The organism is Blautia sp. AF26-2 (assembly GCF_003460955.1).
Taxonomy (GTDB): domain Bacteria; phylum Bacillota; class Clostridia; order Lachnospirales; family Lachnospiraceae; genus Fusicatenibacter; species Fusicatenibacter saccharivorans.
On sequence record NZ_QTWD01000004.1, the window covers coordinates 16,478 to 35,911 of the forward strand.

21 protein-coding genes are annotated in these 19,434 nt (G+C 49.1%); 2 read left to right on the forward strand and 19 right to left on the reverse strand.

Going from position 1 to position 19,434, the window contains the following annotated elements; genetic code table 11:
• Window positions 1–42: 42 nt before the first annotated feature.
• The 4 genes from DWY63_RS06485 to DWY63_RS06500 form a co-directional block, all read right to left on the reverse strand.
• On the reverse strand, window positions 43–1,329 hold the full coding sequence (locus DWY63_RS06485) for a DNA polymerase Y family protein (RefSeq protein WP_117801675.1): 1,287 nt from the start codon (window positions 1,327–1,329) through the stop codon (window positions 43–45).
• A 32-nt stretch (window positions 1,330–1,361) separates the two neighbouring features.
• Complete coding sequence (locus DWY63_RS06490; RefSeq protein WP_055228600.1) at window positions 1,362–1,661, reverse strand: DUF1294 domain-containing protein; 300 nt, start codon at window positions 1,659–1,661, stop codon at window positions 1,362–1,364.
• Window positions 1,662–1,737: 76 nt separating this feature from the next.
• A complete protein-coding gene (locus DWY63_RS06495) occupies window positions 1,738–2,190 on the reverse strand; it encodes a GtrA family protein (RefSeq protein WP_117509180.1) in 453 nt (150 codons plus the stop codon).
• Window positions 2,191–2,344: 154 nt separating this feature from the next.
• Window positions 2,345–2,749, reverse strand: coding sequence for an ATP-binding cassette domain-containing protein (locus tag DWY63_RS06500; RefSeq protein WP_117760897.1), 405 nt, complete (start codon window positions 2,747–2,749; stop codon window positions 2,345–2,347).
• 554 nt (window positions 2,750–3,303) lie between these two features.
• Here DWY63_RS06500 and DWY63_RS06515 point away from each other — a divergent pair.
• Window positions 3,304–4,674 carry an MATE family efflux transporter gene (locus DWY63_RS06515; RefSeq protein WP_117760895.1) on the forward strand — a complete coding sequence of 457 codons (1,371 nt, stop codon included), beginning with the start codon at window positions 3,304–3,306 and terminating at the stop codon, window positions 4,672–4,674.
• 80 nt (window positions 4,675–4,754) lie between these two features.
• On the opposite strand, the gene DWY63_RS06520 is transcribed toward DWY63_RS06515, so the two are convergent.
• Together DWY63_RS06520 and DWY63_RS06525 are read right to left on the reverse strand one after the other, a co-directional pair.
• Window positions 4,755–5,546, reverse strand: a complete 792-nt coding sequence (locus DWY63_RS06520) for a DUF3169 family protein (RefSeq protein ID WP_117509183.1) — start codon at window positions 5,544–5,546, stop codon at window positions 4,755–4,757.
• Complete coding sequence (locus tag DWY63_RS06525; protein WP_055228608.1) at window positions 5,543–5,752, reverse strand: helix-turn-helix transcriptional regulator; 210 nt, start codon at window positions 5,750–5,752, stop codon at window positions 5,543–5,545. The genes DWY63_RS06520 and DWY63_RS06525 overlap by 4 nt, the downstream gene beginning before the upstream one ends.
• Window positions 5,753–6,010: 258 nt before the next feature.
• Between DWY63_RS06525 and DWY63_RS06530 the strand changes: the two genes are divergently transcribed.
• Window positions 6,011–6,976 carry an NYN domain-containing protein gene (locus tag DWY63_RS06530; RefSeq protein ID WP_022462939.1) on the forward strand — a complete coding sequence of 322 codons (966 nt, stop codon included), beginning with the start codon at window positions 6,011–6,013 and terminating at the stop codon, window positions 6,974–6,976.
• Between the two features lie 139 nt (window positions 6,977–7,115).
• On the opposite strand, the gene DWY63_RS06535 is transcribed toward DWY63_RS06530, so the two are convergent.
• The 13 genes from DWY63_RS06535 to rimP all read right to left on the reverse strand — a co-directional run bounded on the left by DWY63_RS06535 (window position 7,116) and on the right by rimP (window position 19,326).
• Window positions 7,116–7,550: a dUTP diphosphatase gene (locus DWY63_RS06535; RefSeq protein ID WP_022462938.1), complete on the reverse strand. Its 435-nt coding sequence runs from the start codon at window positions 7,548–7,550 to the stop codon at window positions 7,116–7,118.
• A gap of 27 nt (window positions 7,551–7,577) precedes the next feature.
• Window positions 7,578–8,072 (reverse strand): anaerobic ribonucleoside-triphosphate reductase activating protein, encoded by a 495-nt coding sequence (gene nrdG / locus DWY63_RS06540; protein WP_022462937.1) that lies wholly within the window; start codon window positions 8,070–8,072, stop codon window positions 7,578–7,580.
• Between the two features lie 100 nt (window positions 8,073–8,172).
• Entirely contained in the window at window positions 8,173–10,269 is a 2,097-nt protein-coding gene (locus tag DWY63_RS06545) for a polyribonucleotide nucleotidyltransferase (protein ID WP_022462936.1), read from the reverse strand.
• Window positions 10,270–10,477: 208 nt separating this feature from the next.
• Complete coding sequence (gene rpsO, locus DWY63_RS06550; RefSeq protein WP_022462935.1) at window positions 10,478–10,744, reverse strand: 30S ribosomal protein S15; 267 nt, start codon at window positions 10,742–10,744, stop codon at window positions 10,478–10,480.
• A 286-nt stretch (window positions 10,745–11,030) separates the two neighbouring features.
• Window positions 11,031–11,966 (reverse strand): bifunctional riboflavin kinase/FAD synthetase, encoded by a 936-nt coding sequence (locus tag DWY63_RS06555; RefSeq protein ID WP_117760893.1) that lies wholly within the window; start codon window positions 11,964–11,966, stop codon window positions 11,031–11,033.
• Entirely contained in the window at window positions 11,963–12,889 is a 927-nt protein-coding gene (gene truB, locus DWY63_RS06560) for a tRNA pseudouridine(55) synthase TruB (protein WP_117509185.1), read from the reverse strand. The genes DWY63_RS06555 and truB overlap by 4 nt, the downstream gene beginning before the upstream one ends.
• A gap of 72 nt (window positions 12,890–12,961) precedes the next feature.
• Complete coding sequence (locus DWY63_RS06565) at window positions 12,962–13,945, reverse strand: DHH family phosphoesterase (protein WP_117509186.1); 984 nt, start codon at window positions 13,943–13,945, stop codon at window positions 12,962–12,964.
• Window positions 13,932–14,318 carry a 30S ribosome-binding factor RbfA gene (gene rbfA / locus DWY63_RS06570; RefSeq protein WP_022462931.1) on the reverse strand — a complete coding sequence of 129 codons (387 nt, stop codon included), beginning with the start codon at window positions 14,316–14,318 and terminating at the stop codon, window positions 13,932–13,934. Before rbfA ends, DWY63_RS06565 begins: the two co-directional genes overlap by 14 nt.
• Window positions 14,319–14,333: 15 nt before the next feature.
• Window positions 14,334–17,009 (reverse strand): translation initiation factor IF-2, encoded by a 2,676-nt coding sequence (gene infB, locus DWY63_RS06575; RefSeq protein WP_082424733.1) that lies wholly within the window; start codon window positions 17,007–17,009, stop codon window positions 14,334–14,336.
• Between the two features lie 29 nt (window positions 17,010–17,038).
• A complete protein-coding gene (locus DWY63_RS06580) occupies window positions 17,039–17,350 on the reverse strand; it encodes a L7Ae/L30e/S12e/Gadd45 family ribosomal protein (protein ID WP_055221524.1) in 312 nt (103 codons plus the stop codon).
• Entirely contained in the window at window positions 17,334–17,612 is a 279-nt protein-coding gene (gene rnpM, locus DWY63_RS06585; RefSeq protein ID WP_022462929.1) for an RNase P modulator RnpM, read from the reverse strand. Before rnpM ends, DWY63_RS06580 begins: the two co-directional genes overlap by 17 nt.
• Before the next feature lie 30 nt (window positions 17,613–17,642).
• Window positions 17,643–18,827 carry a transcription termination factor NusA gene (nusA, locus tag DWY63_RS06590; protein ID WP_117801676.1) on the reverse strand — a complete coding sequence of 395 codons (1,185 nt, stop codon included), beginning with the start codon at window positions 18,825–18,827 and terminating at the stop codon, window positions 17,643–17,645.
• A gap of 31 nt (window positions 18,828–18,858) precedes the next feature.
• Window positions 18,859–19,326 (reverse strand): ribosome maturation factor RimP, encoded by a 468-nt coding sequence (gene rimP / locus DWY63_RS06595; RefSeq protein WP_022462927.1) that lies wholly within the window; start codon window positions 19,324–19,326, stop codon window positions 18,859–18,861.
• Window positions 19,327–19,434: the final 108 nt, after the last annotated feature.

Below are 19,434 nucleotides of genomic sequence, written 5' to 3' on the forward strand. Positions count from 1 at the left end.
CTTCTTTCTGATTATTCTATATTATTTTCGGAAATATATCAATTAATGTTTTATATTTTTCCGAATATTGTCATCATTTTTCATCTCTGCCTTCGCTTTTCTCGCAATCCCCTGTGTGCCGTTCAGGATGCTCGCGCGGGTGACTTTGTCGTTGCCGTATTTCTGGCGGATCGCGTCGAGGGCGGCATCGAGTTTACGGCTTTTCTCCTTCTTTTCGGGATCTTCGAAGAGGGAGAGCTGTTCGAAATCGTCTTCGGTAAGACCGGTCACGGCGACGCCGATCAGGCGGAGGGGCTCGCCTTTCCAGGATTCGCGGAAGAGCTGTTTGGCGCAGCGGTAGATTTCATCTGTCACATCTGTCGCATTGGGGAGTTTGGTCTGGTGTGAACGGTTTCGAAACTCGAGAGTGCGAAACGTTACGGAAACGGAGGTGCATTTTTTCTTTTTCCGACGCATGCGGGCGGCTACGATATCGCACTGGGCGAGAAGGATCGGATTCACCTGTTCGATGGAGATGATGTCCTCGTTGAAGGTCGTCTCGGCGCTGAAGCCTTTGGCCTCGTCGGGCTGCGCTTTTACAGGGGAATCATCGATGCCGCGGGCGTACTGGTAGAGCTGATGACCGTTTTTCTTGCCGATCAGCGTCTGGATATCCGCTTCGCGCGCATGCGCCAAGTCTCCGATTGTGCGGATTCCGGCCTCGATCAGTTTCTTTTCGGATGCTTTTCCGAGGAACAACAGCTCGCGTACCGGAAGCGGCCACATTTTTTCGGGGATTTCTTCTGGGAACAGAGTGTGTACTTTGTTTGGTTTTTCGAAATCAGATGCCATTTTGGCCAGGAGTTTATTTGTGGAGATTCCAATATTGACGGTAAATCCAAGCTCCTCGTAAATCCGGTCCTTGATTTCGTGCGCCGCCGCAATCGGGTCCGGATACAGAAGGGAAGTTCCCGTCATATCGAGGAATACCTCATCGATCGAAAAGGATTCCATGACCGGGGTGTAGGCGGCGCAGATTTTCTTGAAGGCACGGGAACACCTGACGTAGAGGTCGAAATCACTCGGGACAATGACCATGTTCGGACATTTCCGCAGTGCCATTGCCACAGGTTCACCGGTCTGGACACCGCATTTTTTCGCCGGGATCGACTTTGCCACAACGATTCCTGTCCGCTTCGTCGGATCGCCGCCGATACAGGCAGGAATGTCCCGCAGATCCGGCAGTCCCTCTTTGATCCGCCGCACCGACTCCCAGGATAAAAAGGCGCTGTTGACATCTACGTGAAAAATCAGGCGTTCTGTTGTCGCCTTCGTTTGTTCTTCTCTCATTTTTTTAACCCTCTTTCAAATTCTGCTGCTCTCTATGCAAAAAACAGCAGACCTGCTTTTGCCAGAAAGAAAAGAAGAAGGATCTGCGCCGCCAGCATCAGCGGGACTCCAATCGTGAATTTCTTTTTTCTTGTCTTGTGATGAAACAGGTGCATGCCCAGCAAGGCTCCCACCGAGCCGCCGGCTGCCGCAAGTCCAAGCAAGGTGGAAACGCGGATTCTCCATTTTCCCCGCACCGCACTTCGTTTGTCGATTCCATAGACTGCTATGGTAATGATATTAATACAAATCAGGTAACTCCACAATACTGTCTGTAAGATCGAATGTTCCATTTTTTACGCACCAGCCTTTCTTTTTTCAAAAAAGGCAGCGTTTTTCTGCGCTGCCTTTTTCAAACTCTTTTCAAAATTACTTTTTCTCCAGAAATATTTTTCTGGTCACAAAATTGTATACCATAACAATCGCCGTCGCGAATACTTTCGCGATTGTGTAGATCAGGTTATGGCCTATGTTCTGCTGCAGTGCAACATTACCGCCGTAGATCGGGCCTACGACGATCCAGATCAGGAAACTGTTGAGCAGCATGCCGATCAGGGAAAGGACGACAAAGGTGATGAACTCGACTTTTTTGTTCATTTCTTCTTTCCGCTCAAAGACAAATTTGAAGCTTAAAATGTAATTTGCAATGACCGATACGGTAAATCCGGCAACGGAACCGATGAGGGATGCCGCTTCAAAGTAAGAGCTGGAAGTCAGCGCCATCACAAGATTCAGGACAATAAGACCGGTCACGTAGTCGATGCCGAAGCTGATAACGCCGACGATACCGAATTTCACAATCTGTGCAAATAATTTCTTCATGTTTTTCCTCTTGTTTCTTCTATTATTTTCGAGTCAACGACTCTATGAGAATACCATATCACGGCAGTTTTTTCAAGTTTCCGTATTGTTTTTCCTCACGTCAAAAACGCCGGATTTCACATACAAACATGAAATCCGGCGTCTTTGAATTTCTCTAAATCTCCCGTTTCTCCATAAATCTTACACTGATCCCATACGAAATCAGCACAACTGCGATGCTTACCGCAAAAATTCCCGCCTGTCCAGGAACGTTTCCCGTGATGGTGCCAAGCAGCTCCGCGATCGTAAACTGCCCGTTGAAGCCCGACTCTGCCAGCGATACACCGATTTTCTGCAGGTCCTGCAGTGTGATCTCTGTGATCGGTTTTCCAAAGAGTTCGATCGTTCCGCTCTCCGCTTTTACAAGGCCGAGCATCAGGCGGATCGCCGTGCTCTTTCCTGCTCCGTTTTTTCCGATAAGTCCGGTGATTCTTCCCTCCGGAACTTCGGTCCGTTTTGAGCCCGGTGAAGAAAAAGAGGTGAAAAAGCTCGATTTTGACCAGCGGATTTCCGCATCCATCCACAACCATCATCACTGATGCGGTTTTTGTCCGTACCTTCGGAAGAATGGGCCGACCTCTTTTCGCGGGCAGGCTCATTCCGTATCTTATGATTTTCAGGAGACTTTTTATGTCCGAACTTAATTTTTATCTTCTTCAGATCAACGATGCTTTATTTCCAATCGGTACGTATTCACACTCGCAGGGACTCGAGACGTAAATCTCTTTCTCTCACGATCGGAGCACGCAGATACCCTTCTGGATGAAATCCGGGAATTTCTTGCCTCCGATCCGAAAATTGACGGCGGCGCAACTATACTTTCCTGCGGTGATCTTGCAGTTCGTATTTTCGGTCTACGCGCGCAAAGGCTGCAGCAAATGGCGGAAAAAATAAAGTCTGCATATGACAAATTTTTATAACTGTCTATTCAAGTCGTTCACTTTTCCCTTCGTCAAATTTCGCAGAAAAAATGTCAAAATAAGGATATGACAACCTCTTCAGAATGTGATAAAATAACTTTCGTTTTAAGCGAAGATAAAACTTATTTTACCATCATTTCGAGGAGGTTTTCTCATGGAAAAAGACATGACAAAGGGAAGTCCGCTTCCGGTCATTCTGCAGTTTACGCTGCCGCTGATTATCGGAAATATTTTCCAGCAGCTCTACAACATGGCAGACACGATTATCGTTGGCCGATATGTCGGAGCGGATGCACTGGCTGCAGTTGGTTCTACGGGAACGATTATGTTCCTGGTGCTTGGATTTGCGCAGGGCATCACAGCAGGCTTTACGGTTCTGACATCGCAACGGTTCGGTGCAAAGGATACGCGCGGAGTAAAGCGAAGTGTGGCAAACGGCATTCTACTGGCTCTCCTTTTCACAGTTGTCCTGACATTCTTCAGCATGATCTCCATGCGGCCATTGCTGCATCTCATGAACACACCGGAAAATATTTTTCAGGACGCTTATACCTATATTATGATTATCTGCGGTGGCCTGATCGCTACGATTTTTTACAATCTGCTTTCCTCCTATCTGCGTGCAGTAGGAAACAGCCAGACTCCGCTGATGTTCCTGATTTTTTCGGCTGTATTAAATGTTCTTCTGGATCTGCTTCTCATCATTCGTTTTAAAATGGGCGTTGCGGGAGCCGGATATGCAACCGTTTTCTCCCAGGGAATTTCTGCTGTGCTCTGTCTTTTTTATATTTATCGCTCCATGCCGGATATGTGGCCGGAAAAACACCACTGGAAGCTTCATGCGGCAGATTCCCGCCATCAGCTCTCGATGGGCATTCCGATGGCACTCCAGTTTGCCATCACCGCATCCGGTACAATGATTATGCAGGCTGCCATTAACCTGTTCGGCTCGGAGGCAGTTGCCGCTTTTACGGCGGCCTGTAAGCTGCAGAATCTGGTCACACAGGGCTTTTCCGCAATGGGACAGACGATGGCAACCTACAGCGGGCAAAATTTCGGAAAGGGCGATATTCCACGGATTAAAAAGGGAGTTCGCGCTGCACTTCTGACTTCCATCACATATTCGATCGCAGCCGCTGTTCTCGTCTTCCTTCTTCTGAAGCCATGTCTTTCCCTCTTCTTCTCGGGTGATGTCGATATGGCCGCCATGATGCCATGGGCAAAGACTTATTCCTATATGTGTGCTCTTTTTTATGTACCGCTCTGCACCATCTTTATTTTCCGAAATGCAATGCAGGGTTGCGGCTACGGCTTTCTACCTATGATGGGCGGTGTTTCTGAACTCTTTGCGCGCCTTATTGTAGCTGTGATTGCCATAAAAGTCATCAGCTATCCGCTCGCCTGCTTCTGTGACCCGGCAGCCTGGGTGACGGCAGCTGTCTTTACCGGTGTTTCGTATCTGTTTGTCATGAAGGATATCGACAAAAAGTATAATTCAAAGATACCGACGGCTCCGATCAGCTGACATTTTTCATACCAAACGCAAAACTGCGCGGAATGCACGATTCTGAAATGCATTCCACGCAGTTTTTTGTATTTACAGGATTACAGATTCAGTTTTGCTTTCTGCAGACTTACACAGGAACGATGATATGTGAGTGTCATCGTCAGATAAATGACGCCCACGACAATGACTGCGAGAATACCGGTATGGAACACCAGATGCAGGATCATCGTCGCACACAGCAGGATCTGAATCATCTTGCCCAGCGCCATATAGGCCTTATAGGCACTCTGATATACCATCTCTTTTTCTGCCTCATCGCAACTTGCCATCCAGTCTTTCTGGAAGTTTTTTGAGTTCATATCGCCTCTCTTCTCCGGGTGAGCTGCCTGAACCATTTTTACATAACGCATCTGATAATAGCCATAGAGAAAGAAGTTGATACAAAACAGAGCACAGGTTGCCAGGAATCCGGCGAGCTCTTTTCCCGATGCTTCTTCCAGCCAAGAACGGGAAAAGGTAAATGTCAGCACGATGATATCGCAGACCTGCGAAATCACATTGCAGTTCATCAGCATCGCGCCGTATTTCTCTTCTTCATAGCTTAAGACTTCGTACTGTTCATCCTCTGCTTCTTCGAGATGCTTCATCGTATCCTTTAATTTCCGGCTGTAAAATTCCATCAGGACAATGCTTACAACGAAAATTACCGCAATGATCGGCAGTGCCAGCGGGCGGACCAGATCGCTCAGATCACTCATGCCATTTTTCACACCGAACGTCATAAAAATTCCGACAAAAAAACCGCAGACTCCGCCGATTCCCAGATAAATCAGCATCCGCTTCGTCAGCTTTCCGTAGGAATTTGGTTTGTTCCCCTGTTTTTCTTTCATGGTTCATCCTCCTCATATTGAAAAATATCTTCTACTTTTACTTCACAGATTTTTGCAAGTTTTAATGCCAGTGTCACCGACGGTGAATAGTCTCCCCGCTCAATCAGGCTGATGGTCTGTCTCGATACTCCCGCCATTTTTCCAAGGTCGGTTTGGTTGATGCCAAGCTTCGAACGGTACTCTTTTAACTGATTGTACAGCGGCATCGCAGTATCTCCTTTCACTTTATTTTTAGATGAGCTCTCTATTTGACAACTTTTCTTGTCATCTACTACTCTACTATTGACAACTTTATTTGTCAATAGTTTTGACAAGTTTTTTTGTCATTGTCAAGCAGATATTCGCAATGGAAGCAGGGGACTTACTTGATTCGGTTAAACTCCCAGTTGATTTGTGGGCTGAAATGTACTAAACTAGAGGTATCTATTTTCGTAACTATTCAAGCCGCAGAAAGGACAGAATCTATGGAACAGAAAGACAGCCGGTTTGCCGTATTGATCGATGCGGACAATGTTTCCCCGAAATACATCAAATATATCCTGGACGAGGTTTCGGACCAGGGCGTCGCTACTTACAAGAGAATCTACGGGGACTGGACCGATATCTCGAAGAAAAGCTGGAAGGAGCAGCTCTTACGCTACTCAATCAACCCGATCCAGCAGTATAGCAATACGAACGGAAAGAACTCAACCGACTCCGCAATGATCATCGATGCCATGGACATCCTCTACTCCGGAAATGTGGAGGGCTTCTGCCTGGTTTCTTCGGACTCTGATTTTACCAAGCTGGCGCAGCGTCTGCGTGAATCCGGCATGTTTGTGCTCGGCATGGGCGAGCAGAAAACCCCTTCTTCCTTCCGCGTTGCGTGCGATGCCTTTAAAATTCTCGAAATCATTTCCCAGAACGAGGACGATATCTCCCCTGCGATTACCGCTGTCTCGGAAAATCCGGCGCGCTACGGCACTTCTCAGGACGAACCCCCTTCCATTACAAGCAAGGCAGAAATCGAGCGGACGGTTTCCCGTGTACTGACAGAGAACAATGATCACGGAAAAAATACGACACTTAGTGAGATCGGCAGTATCCTGCAGAAGAAATTCTCAGAGTTTGACGTTCGAAATTACGGTTATTCCAAACTTTCCACGTTTCTAGAAAGCATGAACGATATCGAAGTGCTGAAAACCGGTCATAATTACCTCGTAAAGGAACGCCAGAACACCGTATCGCGCCAGCAGATTGAAAAATGTATCACGGATCTGATCTGCTCCAACGGAGGCCATATCGACAACCTCAGCATTATTCACGATGCCCTGCGGAACCGTTTCCCGGGCTTCGATGTGAAGCAGTATGGATATAGCAGGATTTCAAGTTTTATCAACAGTTTCAAAAAATTCAAAATCACAAACAATACGGTACAGATGAAACAATAGCATTTAAAACATAAACCAGATTCGCCGGATCCGGATCGTGCTTGATATACCATGTACATGTTTGGTGTGCCCGCAACAAAAAGCCCCCGGAAATGTCAGATTTTCTGACACCCGGAGGCTCTTTTTATTTCGTCTGTTGTTATCTTTTTCCTGTACTTCCAATTCCGCCGCGGTCCTCGCCGTTTAAGTGGTCAACTTCTTCAAAGCCGATGGTCGGCTGGTGTTTCTCGATGCGGAACTGGCAGATGCGGTCATTCACATGAATCACGGTGTCGCGCAGGGCATACGCCGGCATGTAGAACCAGTCGTTCGGTCCGCAGTAGCTCTCATCGATGATACCGCAGTGGTTCGTCTGGATAATACCGAAGTTCTTGAAGGTGCTGCTTCTCGGCACAATATGCGCCTCGTAGCCCTCCGGCAGCTGCATGGCAACGCCGAGGTGGATCAGCTTGAATTCTCCGGCCTTTAACTCTACTTCTTCTGCCGCGCGCAGGTCGATCCAGTCGGACTTTCCGTCGATATAGCGCAGGCGCTCAATTTCATCGTTTAAATACTGAATTTTAATGGTTTCCATAAAGCGTCTCCTTTTCTTTTTGCGTGACTACTTTTCGCCGAACAGTACGACTTCGCCGCGTGCTCTCGTCTTTTTCACATCAATGACTCTCTGATTCGGGCTGCCCTTCCATTCCAAGGTAACGTCCCTCTGGGCAAGAATAAAGCGGCCGTCCACAACCACGTCCGTGTAATCCATCAGTTCCAGATCACAGACGGATTCCCACTCATATCCGGTGTAAACCCAGATATCTTTTTTCGGATATCTTTCCTTGATCTCTTTTGCCAGAGCCGTCACATCCGCCCGGTTTGCCTCATGCAGCGGATCTCCGCCGGAAAAGGTGATGCCGGAAATGTAGTCCTTGTCCAGCTGTTCAAAAATTTCTGCCTTTGCCGCGTCATCAAACGGGATGCCGCCATTTGGATCCCAGGTAATCGGATTCTGACATCCCTTGCAGTGATGACCGCATCCGGCGACCCAGAGCACGACGCGCAGGCCGTCTCCGTTCAGCATATCGTCTTTCGTTATATTATGGTATCTCATAGCTTTCACTCCTATTGGACATAAGAAAACACAGAAAAACGAACCGTTTTGCAGATCCCTTTTTCTGTGTTCCCCGCTCTTTATCGTCTGGCAGATCTATTTATTTCGCGTCTGCCGGAACATCCTTGATACTGAAGCTTACACGGCCCATCTTATCTTTGCCCATGCAGACTACTTTTACAACATCGCCAAGGCTGACAACGTCTTCTACTTTCTCAACACGCTGTTTGGCGAGCTTGGAGATGTGTACCAGACCTTCTTTTCCAGGTGCGAACTCAAGGAAAGCACCGAAGTCTTTGATGCTGACAACTTTTCCGGTCAGGATCTGTCCCTCGGTAAAGTCGCTTGCGATGATCTCGATATATTTCTTTGCCTGATCCATCATAGCCTGCTCGGTTCCGCAGATGGAAACTGCACCGTCATCTGTGATGTCGATCTTTACGCCGGTCTCATCGATGATGGCGTTGATGGTCTTTCCTCTCTGGCCGACAACTTCACCGATCTTCTGCGGGTCGATCATCATCTGGATGATCTTCGGAGCGAACTCGCCGACCGTCTTACGCGGCTCTGCGATCGCTTTCTCCATAACCTCGGTCAGGATGTACTCTCTTGCCTGTTTCGTTCTGGCAATCGCCTCTTCTACGATCTGACGGGTCAGTCCATGGATCTTGATATCCATCTGGATTGCAGTGATTCCGTCGTGGGTACCAGCTACCTTAAAGTCCATGTCGCCGAAGAAGTCTTCGAGACCCTGGATATCGGTCAGTACGAGGTAATCATCATCGGTCTCGCCTGTTACCAGACCGCAGGAGATACCTGCAACCGGTTTTTTGATCGGTACACCGGCAGCCATCAGAGACATGGTGGATGCACAGATACTTGCCTGGGAAGTAGAACCGTTGGACTCGAAGGTCTCGGATACGGTACGGATTGCGTACGGGAACTCTTCCTCGGTCGGAAGTACCGGAACCAGGGCACGTTCTGCCAGAGCACCATGGCCGATCTCACGGCGTCCCGGTCCGCGGGACGGTTTTGTCTCACCTACAGAGTAGGACGGGAAGTTGTACTGATGCATGTAACGTTTGGAGGTCTCGAACTCATCCAGTCCGTCCAGTTTCTGTGCTTCGGAAAGCGGAGCCAGTGTTGTTACGTTGCAGATCTGAGTCTGTCCACGGGTGAACATAGCGGAACCATGAACACGCGGGATAATGTCAACCTCTGCTGCCAGAGGACGGATTTCTGTGATCGCACGGCCGTCCGGACGTTTGTGGTCTTTTAAGATCATCTTACGAACAGTCTTTTTCTGATACTGGTAAACAGCCTCGCCTAATACTGCCAGCCACTCTTCGTTGTCGGCAAATGCCTCCTCGAGTTTCTCGGTGATGACACGGATGTTTTCTTCTCTTGTCTGTTTGTCATCGCTGAAAACAGCCTCTTCCATCTCGGCCGGAGGAACGATCTCTTTGATCGCTGCAAACAGCTCTTCCGGAATAGCGCAACTCTCATAAGCGTGTTTCGGTTTTCCAACCTCTGCTACGATGCTGTCGATGAATTTGATGATTTCCTGGTTTACTTCGTGTGCTTTGTAGATGGCGTCGATCATTTTTGCTTCCGGAATCTCTTTTGCTCCGGCTTCGATCATGATGACTTTCTCTCTGGTGGAAGCTACGGTCAGTTTCAGGTCGGATACTGCTTTCTGTGCGAGAGTCGGGTTTACGATGAACTCGCCGTCGATCATACCGATCTGAGTCATGGCACACGGACCGTCAAACGGGATGTCGGAAATGCAGGTTGCGATTGCGGAACCCAGCATTGCGACTACTTCCGGATCACACTCCGGATCTACGGACATTACCATGTTGTTTAAGGTAACATCGTTGCGGTAATCTTTTGGGAACAGCGGACGCATCGGACGGTCAATGACACGGCTGGTCAGAATTGCGTGCTCGCTTGCTTTTCCTTCTCTTTTGTTGAATCCGCCCGGGATTTTTCCAACGGCGTACATCTTCTCTTCGTACTCAACGCTTAATGGGAAGAAGTCGATGCCATCACGCGGTTTCTCAGATGCGGTTGCTGTAGAAAGAACTACAGTATCGCCATAATGCATAAATGCTGCGCCGTTTGCCTGTTTTGCTACACGGCCTACGTCTACGGTCAGGGTTCTGCCTGCCAGTTCCATAGAAAAACTCTTGTACATAAATAATCTCCTTTTTTTCTTCTGAGCAGAATTTCCGAAACAACTGAAAAGCACACCGGAATACGGACAAGATGCAGCTTTCAATGTGTTTTTCAGTGGTCTCGGATAAAATTCCTGCGCCCAGAATGGCTCCATGTCGTTTGCTGTCTTTGATCTTACAAGCAAAGAAACGGGCGGAAAATGTATCCCGCCCGTTGTTCCAAGCTGATTATTTTCTGATTCCTAACTTCTCGATTAAAGCACGGTATCTTTCAATATCAGTTTTCTTTAAGTAGTCAAGCAGACCACGTCTCTGACCAACCATTTTCAGAAGACCTCTTCTGGAGTGATGATCTTTGTGGTGAACTTTCAGATGCTCAGTGAGCTCCTCGATTCTTGCGGTAAGAACAGCTACCTGTACTTCCGGTGATCCTGTATCTCCCTCAGTTCTTGCATACTCTTTGATGATTGCCTGTTTTTTTTCTTTCGAAATCATTTTAAATTCCTCCTATTATTTTGATTGCACCGCTGACTAAGAAGTGGTCGGAGTGTCCTGCCTCTGAATCAGGGTCCGGGGATCTTTTTTGTCCCACATACTCGATTAGTATAGCATACGCTTTTCGAATTGTAAATACTAAAATCAGATGTTTTCGCGATGAATTTTCACGTAGTTACAGTTCTCCGAACTGTAACTTTCGCAGCTCTCATTTTAAGTTTTGCTTCGCAAAAGGAGAGCTGCTCACACCTGAATCACTTTCTTACGCAGCGAAACAGCGAGTGTTTCACTGCTGAGCGAACTTTTTTTCTACATATTTTTTTCCTGCCGCAACATCATGATCGAGCTGGTTTTTCAGCGCGTCGATCGAAACAAATTTCTGCTCCGGGCGCAGAAATTTTAACAGAGAAACCTCCGCCTGTTTTCCATAGAGATCCTCGCTGCAGTCAAAAAGATTCGTCTCCACGCCGGTAAATTTTTCCTGTACCGTCGGCTTAACACCGATGTTTGTGATACCGTAATAAATTTTTCCTTCGATTTTCACCTCGGAAACGTAGACGCCGAACGGCGGAAGCAGCTTTTCTGCCGGCGGGATCTGATTGATGGTCGGCACGCCGATCGTTCTGCCGAGTGCATGACCGTGGACAATCTCGCCGTGAACCGCGTAATCGTAGCCGAGCAGACCGCTCACGGCTTCCATATTGCCCTGTTCCAGCTCTTCCCGTGCCCAGGTGCTGCTGATCTCGCGGCCGTTTTCCTCTGCTTTTTCGATGATCTCGGTTTCAAAACCAAGGGACGGGCCCATTTCTTTCAGCATTTCGGCTGTGCCGCTTCTCTTGTAGCCAAAACCGAAATCCTTTCCCACAACAACTTTTTTCGCGTGCAGCTTATCCACCAGAATCTCTTTGATAAAGGCTTCCGGCGTCATGTGCATCACTTCATCCACAAACGGGCATTCCACAAGGCAGTCCATGCCAAGCTGTTCGAGCCGGGCTCTTCTCTCCTCATTCGTCAGCAGCTGATGCGGCTTGACATGCTGCACTTTCGACTGCGGCGGCACGTCAAACGTAAACACAACCGTTTCCAGTCCTTCCGTTCTGCCGATTGCAAGGACACGACGGATCAGAAGCATATGCCCCCGGTGGAGGCCGTCAAATTTTCCCAGGGTTACAACGCTGTCCCCTCTGCTATCAAAATCCAGTGTTTTTGTTAGATATCTCATGTTCTCTCCAGAAATAACTTGACCGGTCTGGTTAAGTTTTGTGATGGTCTGTATTGATAAATACCGACAAACGTTCCGCCATCGAGATAAAGGCGGAACTCCTCGTCTTCTGCGAAGTCCCCGCCGGAAGCAGTTTCCCCGATTTCGCGGATCTGCGCCGGTTTCAGCGGATTTCCGTTTTCCGCAAGCTTTTTCGCATGATCGTCCGCTGTCGCAAAGCTGCGCAGCGCGGCAAACATTTCATCGACCGGCACGAGGATCTCCGAAAGGCGGCCCTCACCGACAATCGCTGCGATCTCGTCAAGCGTGTGCGCTCCGTTTCGGTCAAACTGGCCGACTCTCGTGCGGATCAGCTGCTCCATACATCCGTGGCAGCCCAGTTTTTCGCCGATATCGTGGCACAGGGTGCGGATATACGTTCCCTTCGAACACGTTACCTCCATGCGCACCAGCGGAAGCTTCACTTCCAGAATGCTGATCTCGTAAAAGTGCACCGTGCGGGCCTTCCTCTCGATCTCGATGCCTTCCCGCGCCAGCTCGTAGAGTTTCTTTCCATTAACCTTCAGCGCGGAATACATCGGCGGCACCTGCTGCTGCTCCCCGACAAACGAGGCGATGCAGTCCCGCACCTCTTCTTCCGTCACGGTCACTGGCGCTTCTGCTGTCACGGTTCCGCTCATGTCCTGCGTATCCGTTGCGATTCCAAGGTGAAGCAGCGCTTCATACGTCTTCGTTTCATCGGTCAGCATATCGCAGAGACGCGTTCCCTTTCCAAGGCAGACCGGAAGCACGCCCGTCGCATCCGGGTCTAGGGTTCCGGTGTGGCCGATTTTTTTCTGGTGCAGGATGCCGCGCAGCTTCGCAACCACGTCATGCGACGTAAATCCCGCCTCTTTCCATACGTTCAGAACTCCGTTTATCATGTTGTTTTGTCTCCCTCTTTTTCACAAGAAAACCGGGCGTGGATATATTTTCTGCGCCCGGCTGTTTCCTGTTTATGCTTCTTCCTCTGTCGTCTCTTCTTCCTCTTCTGCAAGAAGCTGTTTTTCGATATACAGAGTCAGATTGTTGATTACATCATACGGAGAACCTGACATCGTGCAGCCAGCCGCACGGATATGGCCGCCGCCGCCGAATACGGCTGCGATTTTGCTCACATCAACCAGCTCGTCGGAGCGGAGGCTTACTTTGAAGACCTGCGGCTCCAGCTCATACAGAAAAATCGCTACGTGAACGCCTTCTGTATTTTTTAACTGGATGACAATGCCGTCCATATCTCCCGATGTCAGGCCATAGAAGTCCATGACCTTCTTCCGCACGATACCGACAATACACTGCTTGTCGAGAAGCATGATGCTCTCTGTCAGCGTGCGTCCCATAATCTGGTTCTGTACGTATGTTTTCTTGAAGAATGCATCCTCGATGATTCTGGTAAACGGAACTCCCTTTTCCATCAGAGCGGCCGCAACCCGCATCGTGTGCGGAGAGGTGCTGCTGTACTGGAATACGCCGGAATCGGTCACAATACCGGTGTACAGCGCCTCGGCGCACGGCTCGGAGATCTTTTCTTCCTCCAAAAGTCCGAACAGCACCTCGCAGGCAGAGCTTGCATCCGGCTCTACGTGATTGATTTCGCAATATTCTGTATTCGTCACATGGTGATCGATGCAGATCGTCTTTCCCGCTTTTGCAAGAAGCGGTGCGGCAACGCCGATGCGGTCCTCGCTGGATACATCCAGAAGGACCACAAGGTCGTACGCTTTCTCTTCACAGCTTGTCTTTACCTCAGAAAAGCCCGGAAGATAGGAAAATTCCGGCCGTGGATCCTCAAGATAGACATCTGCCTGAATCTCCGGCCGATTGTCGCGAAGATACTGGTATAATCCCAGGCAGGAACCGATGCAGTCACCGTCCGGACGAACGTGTCCGGCGATGGCCATGCAGGAGACTCCGTTTAGAATTTCATCAATTTTCTTCATTTTCCTCATCCTTTTTGTCTTCTTTGTGTGTTACTTCATCAATCAGTTTCGACATCGTAACGCCATATTCAATCGACTCATCCAGGACAAAGGTCAGCTCCGGTGTATTGCGGAGGTTAATGGTCTTGGCCAGCATACGGCGGATGAAGCCCTCCGCGCTCTTTAAGCCGCGGATGGTTTCTTTCTTCGCCTCATCATCGCCAAACACACTGATATATACTTTACACGTCTTCAGATCCGGCGCTACCTCTGCCGCTGTGACAGAGGTCATCATTCCGATGCGCGGATCCTTGATCTCGTTCCGGATGATGTTGGAAAGCTCTTTCTGTACTTCCCCGTTGATCCTGGTGTTTTTAATACTGTTTTTTCTCAACTTAATTCCTCATTTCTATCTCGGCACTTCTACCATGATATAAGCCTCGACCTGATCGAACTCCTGAAGATCGTTGAATCCTTCAAATACAAGACCGCACTCATAGCCGGAGCGCACTTCTTTGACATCGTCTTTGAAACGTTTGAGGGATGCCAGATTTCCTTCGAAGATCTGGTTTCCTTCGCGGCTGATTCGAACTTTGCAGCCTCTCTGGAACGTTCCGTCCAGTACATAGCTTCCGGCGATCGTTCCGACACCGGATGCCTTGAAGAGCTGACGTACCTCGGCATGGCCGATAACTTTCTCTTCGTAAACCGGCTCAAGCATACCCTTCATGGCTGCCTCAACATCCTCAATTGCCTGGTAGATGACACGGTACAGACGGATGTCTACGCCGTTCTGCTCTGCCATGGATTTTGCGTTCGCATCCGGGCGTACGTTAAATCCGATAATGATGGCGGAAGATGCGGTTGCCAGCATAACGTCGGACTCGTTGATCGCACCGACACCTCCGTGGATGACGCGTACGGCAACTTCCTCGTTGGAGAGTTTGACAAGACTCTGTTTTACTGCCTCGACAGATCCCTGTACATCGGCTTTGACAACGAGTGCCAGTTCTTTTAAGTTACCCTCCTGAATCTGGTTGAACAGATCATCCAGGGACATCTTCGCTTTTGTCTCCTCAAGCAGGTTCTTCTTGTTCTCTGCCACGAAGGTTGCTGCGAAGTTCTTTGCTTCTTTATCGTTATCGGTCTGAACGAGGATCTCTCCTGCGTTCGGAACATCGGAAAGTCCGAGGATCTCAACCGGAGTAGACGGGCCTGCCTCTTTGACGCGGCGTCCCTTATCATCCATCATCGCACGGACTTTACCGGAGCATGCGCCTGCTGCGATGTAATCGCCGACATGCAGGGTACCTTTCTGTACCAGAATGGTAGCAACCGGTCCTTTTCCTTTATCCAGCTCAGCCTCGATGACAAGACCTCTTGCTTTCCGGTTCGGGTTTGCTTTCAGCTCGAGCACTTCGGAAGTCAGAAGGATCATTTCCAGCAGATCGTCGATACCTTCGTTGTTCTTTGCAGATACCGGAACAAATACGGTGCTTCCGCCCCAGTCCTCCGGAATCAGTTCGTACTCGGAGAGCTCCTGTTTTACACGCTCTACGTTTGCGCCTGGTTTATCGATCTTATTGATCGCAACGATGATCTCAACGCCGGCTGCTTTTGCATGGTTGATTGCCTCAACGGTCTGCGGCATCACACCGTCGTCTGCTGCGACAACGAGAATGGCGATATCCGTTGCATTGGCTCCACGCATACGCATAGCAGTGAATGCCTCATGTCCCGGGGTATCGAGGAACGTAATCTTCTGTTTGTTGATCGAAACGGTGTATGCACCGATGTGCTGGGTAATACCGCCAGCCTCGCGGTCGGTGACATGGGTGTTCCGGATGCAGTCCAGAAGAGATGTTTTACCGTGGTCAACGTGTCCCATAACGCAGACTACCGGCGGACGCGGAACCATGTCTTTTTCATCCTCTTCGTCCTCTTTTAAGAGCTCTTCGATCACATCGACTTTCTCTTCCGGCTCAGCGATGATGTTATAATCAAGCGCGATTTCCTGTGCTTTTTCGAAATCGATCTCATGGTTTACGGTAACCATCGTTCCTTCCATGAACAGTTTCTTTACGATGACTGCCGGCTGCATTTTCATCTTCTCAGCCAGCTCGCGGATAGTCATTTTCTCCGGCAGGGTAATCTCCTTTACCTCATCCTTCGGAGCTTCCTGTTTCGGTTTGTTGACCGGTTTCTGGAGCGCTTTCGGGAGTCTGGACTGCTGATGATGTCCCTGGTTCGGACGGTTTCCGCCTCTTCCTCTGTCTTCACTGAATTTATTTTCTCTTAAAGAATCTTTGTTTTTGTCTTTTTCTTTTCTTCCTGTATCACGGCCTGGCTTCTTGATGCCAAGGCTCATTGTATCGCCTGCAGAGCTCTTATGCTCGGTTCTGCGGCGGTCTCCTCCCGGACGGCGGTTCTGATTCTGGGAATCATCATCCTTTCCTGCGAACGGTCTTCCGCCATTATTTCCCGGTCTGCCTCCGTTTGGACGTGCGGAACGCTCACCGAATGGTCTTCCGCTTCTCTCACCGTTTCCGCTTCTTCCGCCGTTATTGCGGTCTCCTCCCGGACGGTCTCCGCTGCGGTTCGGGCGGTCTCCATTGTTTCCGCCGAAGCGGCGTTCTCCCTGCGGACGGTCTCCGCTGCGGTTCGGGCGGTCTCCGTTATTGTTGAAGCGGCGCTCTCCCTGCGGACGGTCTCCATTGCGGTTCGGACGGTCTCCGTTATTGTTGAAACGGCGCTCTCCCTGCGGACGGTCTCCATTGCGGTTCGGACGATCTCCATTTCCGCCGTTTCCGTTTCCACGGTTCGGACGGTCCTCGCTTCTTCCGTTTCCATTGCGGTTTCCTTCCGGACGGCCGTTTCCGCGGGACGGACGGTCTTTTTTCTGTCCCTGGTTCTTTGTGAACTCTTTTGCTTCTTTACTTGTTGCGTTCTGCGGACGCACAACGGAAATAATTTTCTTTTTCTTCGGTTTTGCCTGCTCTTCCGGTTTCTTCATTTCCATATTTTCTGTATCTTTCTTTTCCAATGATCTTTTCTCCTCTTTCTGCGGTTTTCGTGTTTCCTGCATCCATCCACCGACCTTTCCGGCCTTACGCCTTACGCTTCTGCCAACAATGCTGCTATTTTTTCTGCAAAATGCGCTTCACATACGGCAAGGGAAGAACGGTATTCTCTTCCGATGGCTCTTCCAAGCTGCTCTTTGTCCCCAAAAAGAATGCATGGCACTTTATAGTATGCACACATATTGCGAAATTTCTTCTGTGTATTGGCCGACGCCGTTTCCGCCAGAATGACAAGGTATGCGCTGCCGCTCTTTACGGCCTGCTCGGTCGCAAATTCGCCGCTCGATACCTTACCCGCCTTCATGGCAAGGCCCAGCATGGATAATCCTTTACTTTGACTGTTCAATCTTCGCAAATGCCTCCTTTAACTGCTCATAAACCTCTGATGGAATTTCTGCCTTCAGAGAACGGGAAAGTCCTTTGTTTTTCATTGCTTTCCCCAGACATTCCAGAGAGCAGACATAAGCACCGCGTCCGTTCATTCTTCCGGTTGTGTCCGGAACAATCGTTCCTTCGGTGGTTTTCACCACGCGGATCATTTCTTTTTTGTTTTTCATTTCATTGCAGCCAATGCATTTACGCAGCGGCACTTTACGAACTGTACTCAAATGCTCATCCCGCCTTTGTTTTTATTTTAATTACTCTTCGTCTCCGGCTTTCTCTGCTGTTTCTACATCATTCTCGTCGAAGTTTTCTTCTGCAGAGATGGTTTCCTCCTCTGCTGCGGACTCATCGTAATTGTCCTCCTCCTCGTATTCCTCTTCGTCTACGTAGTCGAAGTCTCCTGCCTCGCGTGCCTGGGTCTCGCTCTTAATGTCGATCTTGAATCCGGTCAGACGTGCGGCAAGTCTTGCGTTCTGTCCCTCTTTACCGATGGCAAGGGAAAGCTGGTAATCCGGAACGATTACTTTTGCGGTCTTCTCATCCGGATCTGCCATAACGGAGATAACTTTTGCCGGGCTCAGTGCGTTCTCGATCAGGAGTGCCGGGTTCTCATCCCATGTAATGATGTCGATCTTCTCTCCGTTCAGCTCATTGACAACCGCGTTGACACGGCTTCCGTTCATACCGACGCATGCGCCGACTGCATCGACGTTCGGATCGTTGGACCATACTGCCATTTTCGTACGGCTTCCTGCCTCACGGGCAATGCTCTTGATCTCTACGATGCCTTCTGCAACCTCGGAAACCTCAGACTCAAAGAGACGTTTTACGAGTTCCGGATGGGTACGGGATACCATGACTTTCGGTCCCTTGGTTGTATTCTTTACTTCCAGAACGTATACTTTCACACGCTGGGTCGGCTCAAATTTCTCGCCTTTGACCTGCTCGTTCTCGGTCAGCAGAGCGTCTACTTTACCGAGGTTGATGCTGACGTTGCGTCCTACATAGCGCTGTACCACACCGGTAACCACATCGTGCTCTTTCTCGAAGTACTGATCAAACAGAACTTTACGCTCTTCCTCACGGATCTTCTGAAGAATGACGTTTTTGGCATTCTGGGTTGCAATACGGCCGAACTCTTTGGATTTGATTTCTACCGGAACGATATCGCCGAGTTCATAGCGGGAGTCTGCACGTTTTGCATCGGAAAGGGCGATCTCCATGATCGGATCCTGTACCAGATCAACAACGGTTTTCTCTGCTACGACTTTGAAATCACCAGTCTGGGCGTTAATGCTTACCTTTACATTATCTGCTTTGCCAAAATGGTTTTTACAGGCCTGGATCAGCGACTGCTCAATTGCCTCAAGCAGGGTATCTTTGCTGATATTCTTCTCTTTCTCAAGAACTTCAAGGGCCTCCATTAATTCTGTATTCATTTTTCTCTTTTCCTCCTGTATCTGCGTCTGTTTAGAAATCAAATGCTAAACGGATCAATGCAATATCGCTTTTCTGGAAGACGCGCTCTGTTCCGTCCTCCTCCAAAATGGTCACACTGTTATCATCATATGCGGTGAGTATTCCGTAAAATTCCCGGTTTCTCTCGATCGCACGGTATGTCCGGATTTCCAGCTCTTTTCCCATGCTTCTCTTGTAGTCTTTCTCTTTTTTCAGCGGACGTCCAAGACCCGGGGAGCTGACCTCCATGATATAGGCGTCATCGATAAAGTCCTCTGCGTCCAGCCGGTCAGAAAATGCACGGCTGACGATTTCGCAGTCATCCACGGTAATTCCGCCTTCTTTGTCGATGTAAGCACGCAGGTACCAGGTACCGCCCTCTTTGACATACTCCACATCCACCAGTTCAAAACCATTGGCTTCTACAATCGGAGTGATCAGTTCTTCTGCCTTCTGTTCGTATTCTTCTCTTCTGCTCAAATCCTCACCACCTTTTTGATTCAGGGAAACTTTCGAAAAATTCTTTCATTTCCCTGTACACAAGAAAGAGTGGACGAAATCGTCCACTCCTTAACAGTCACTTATTAA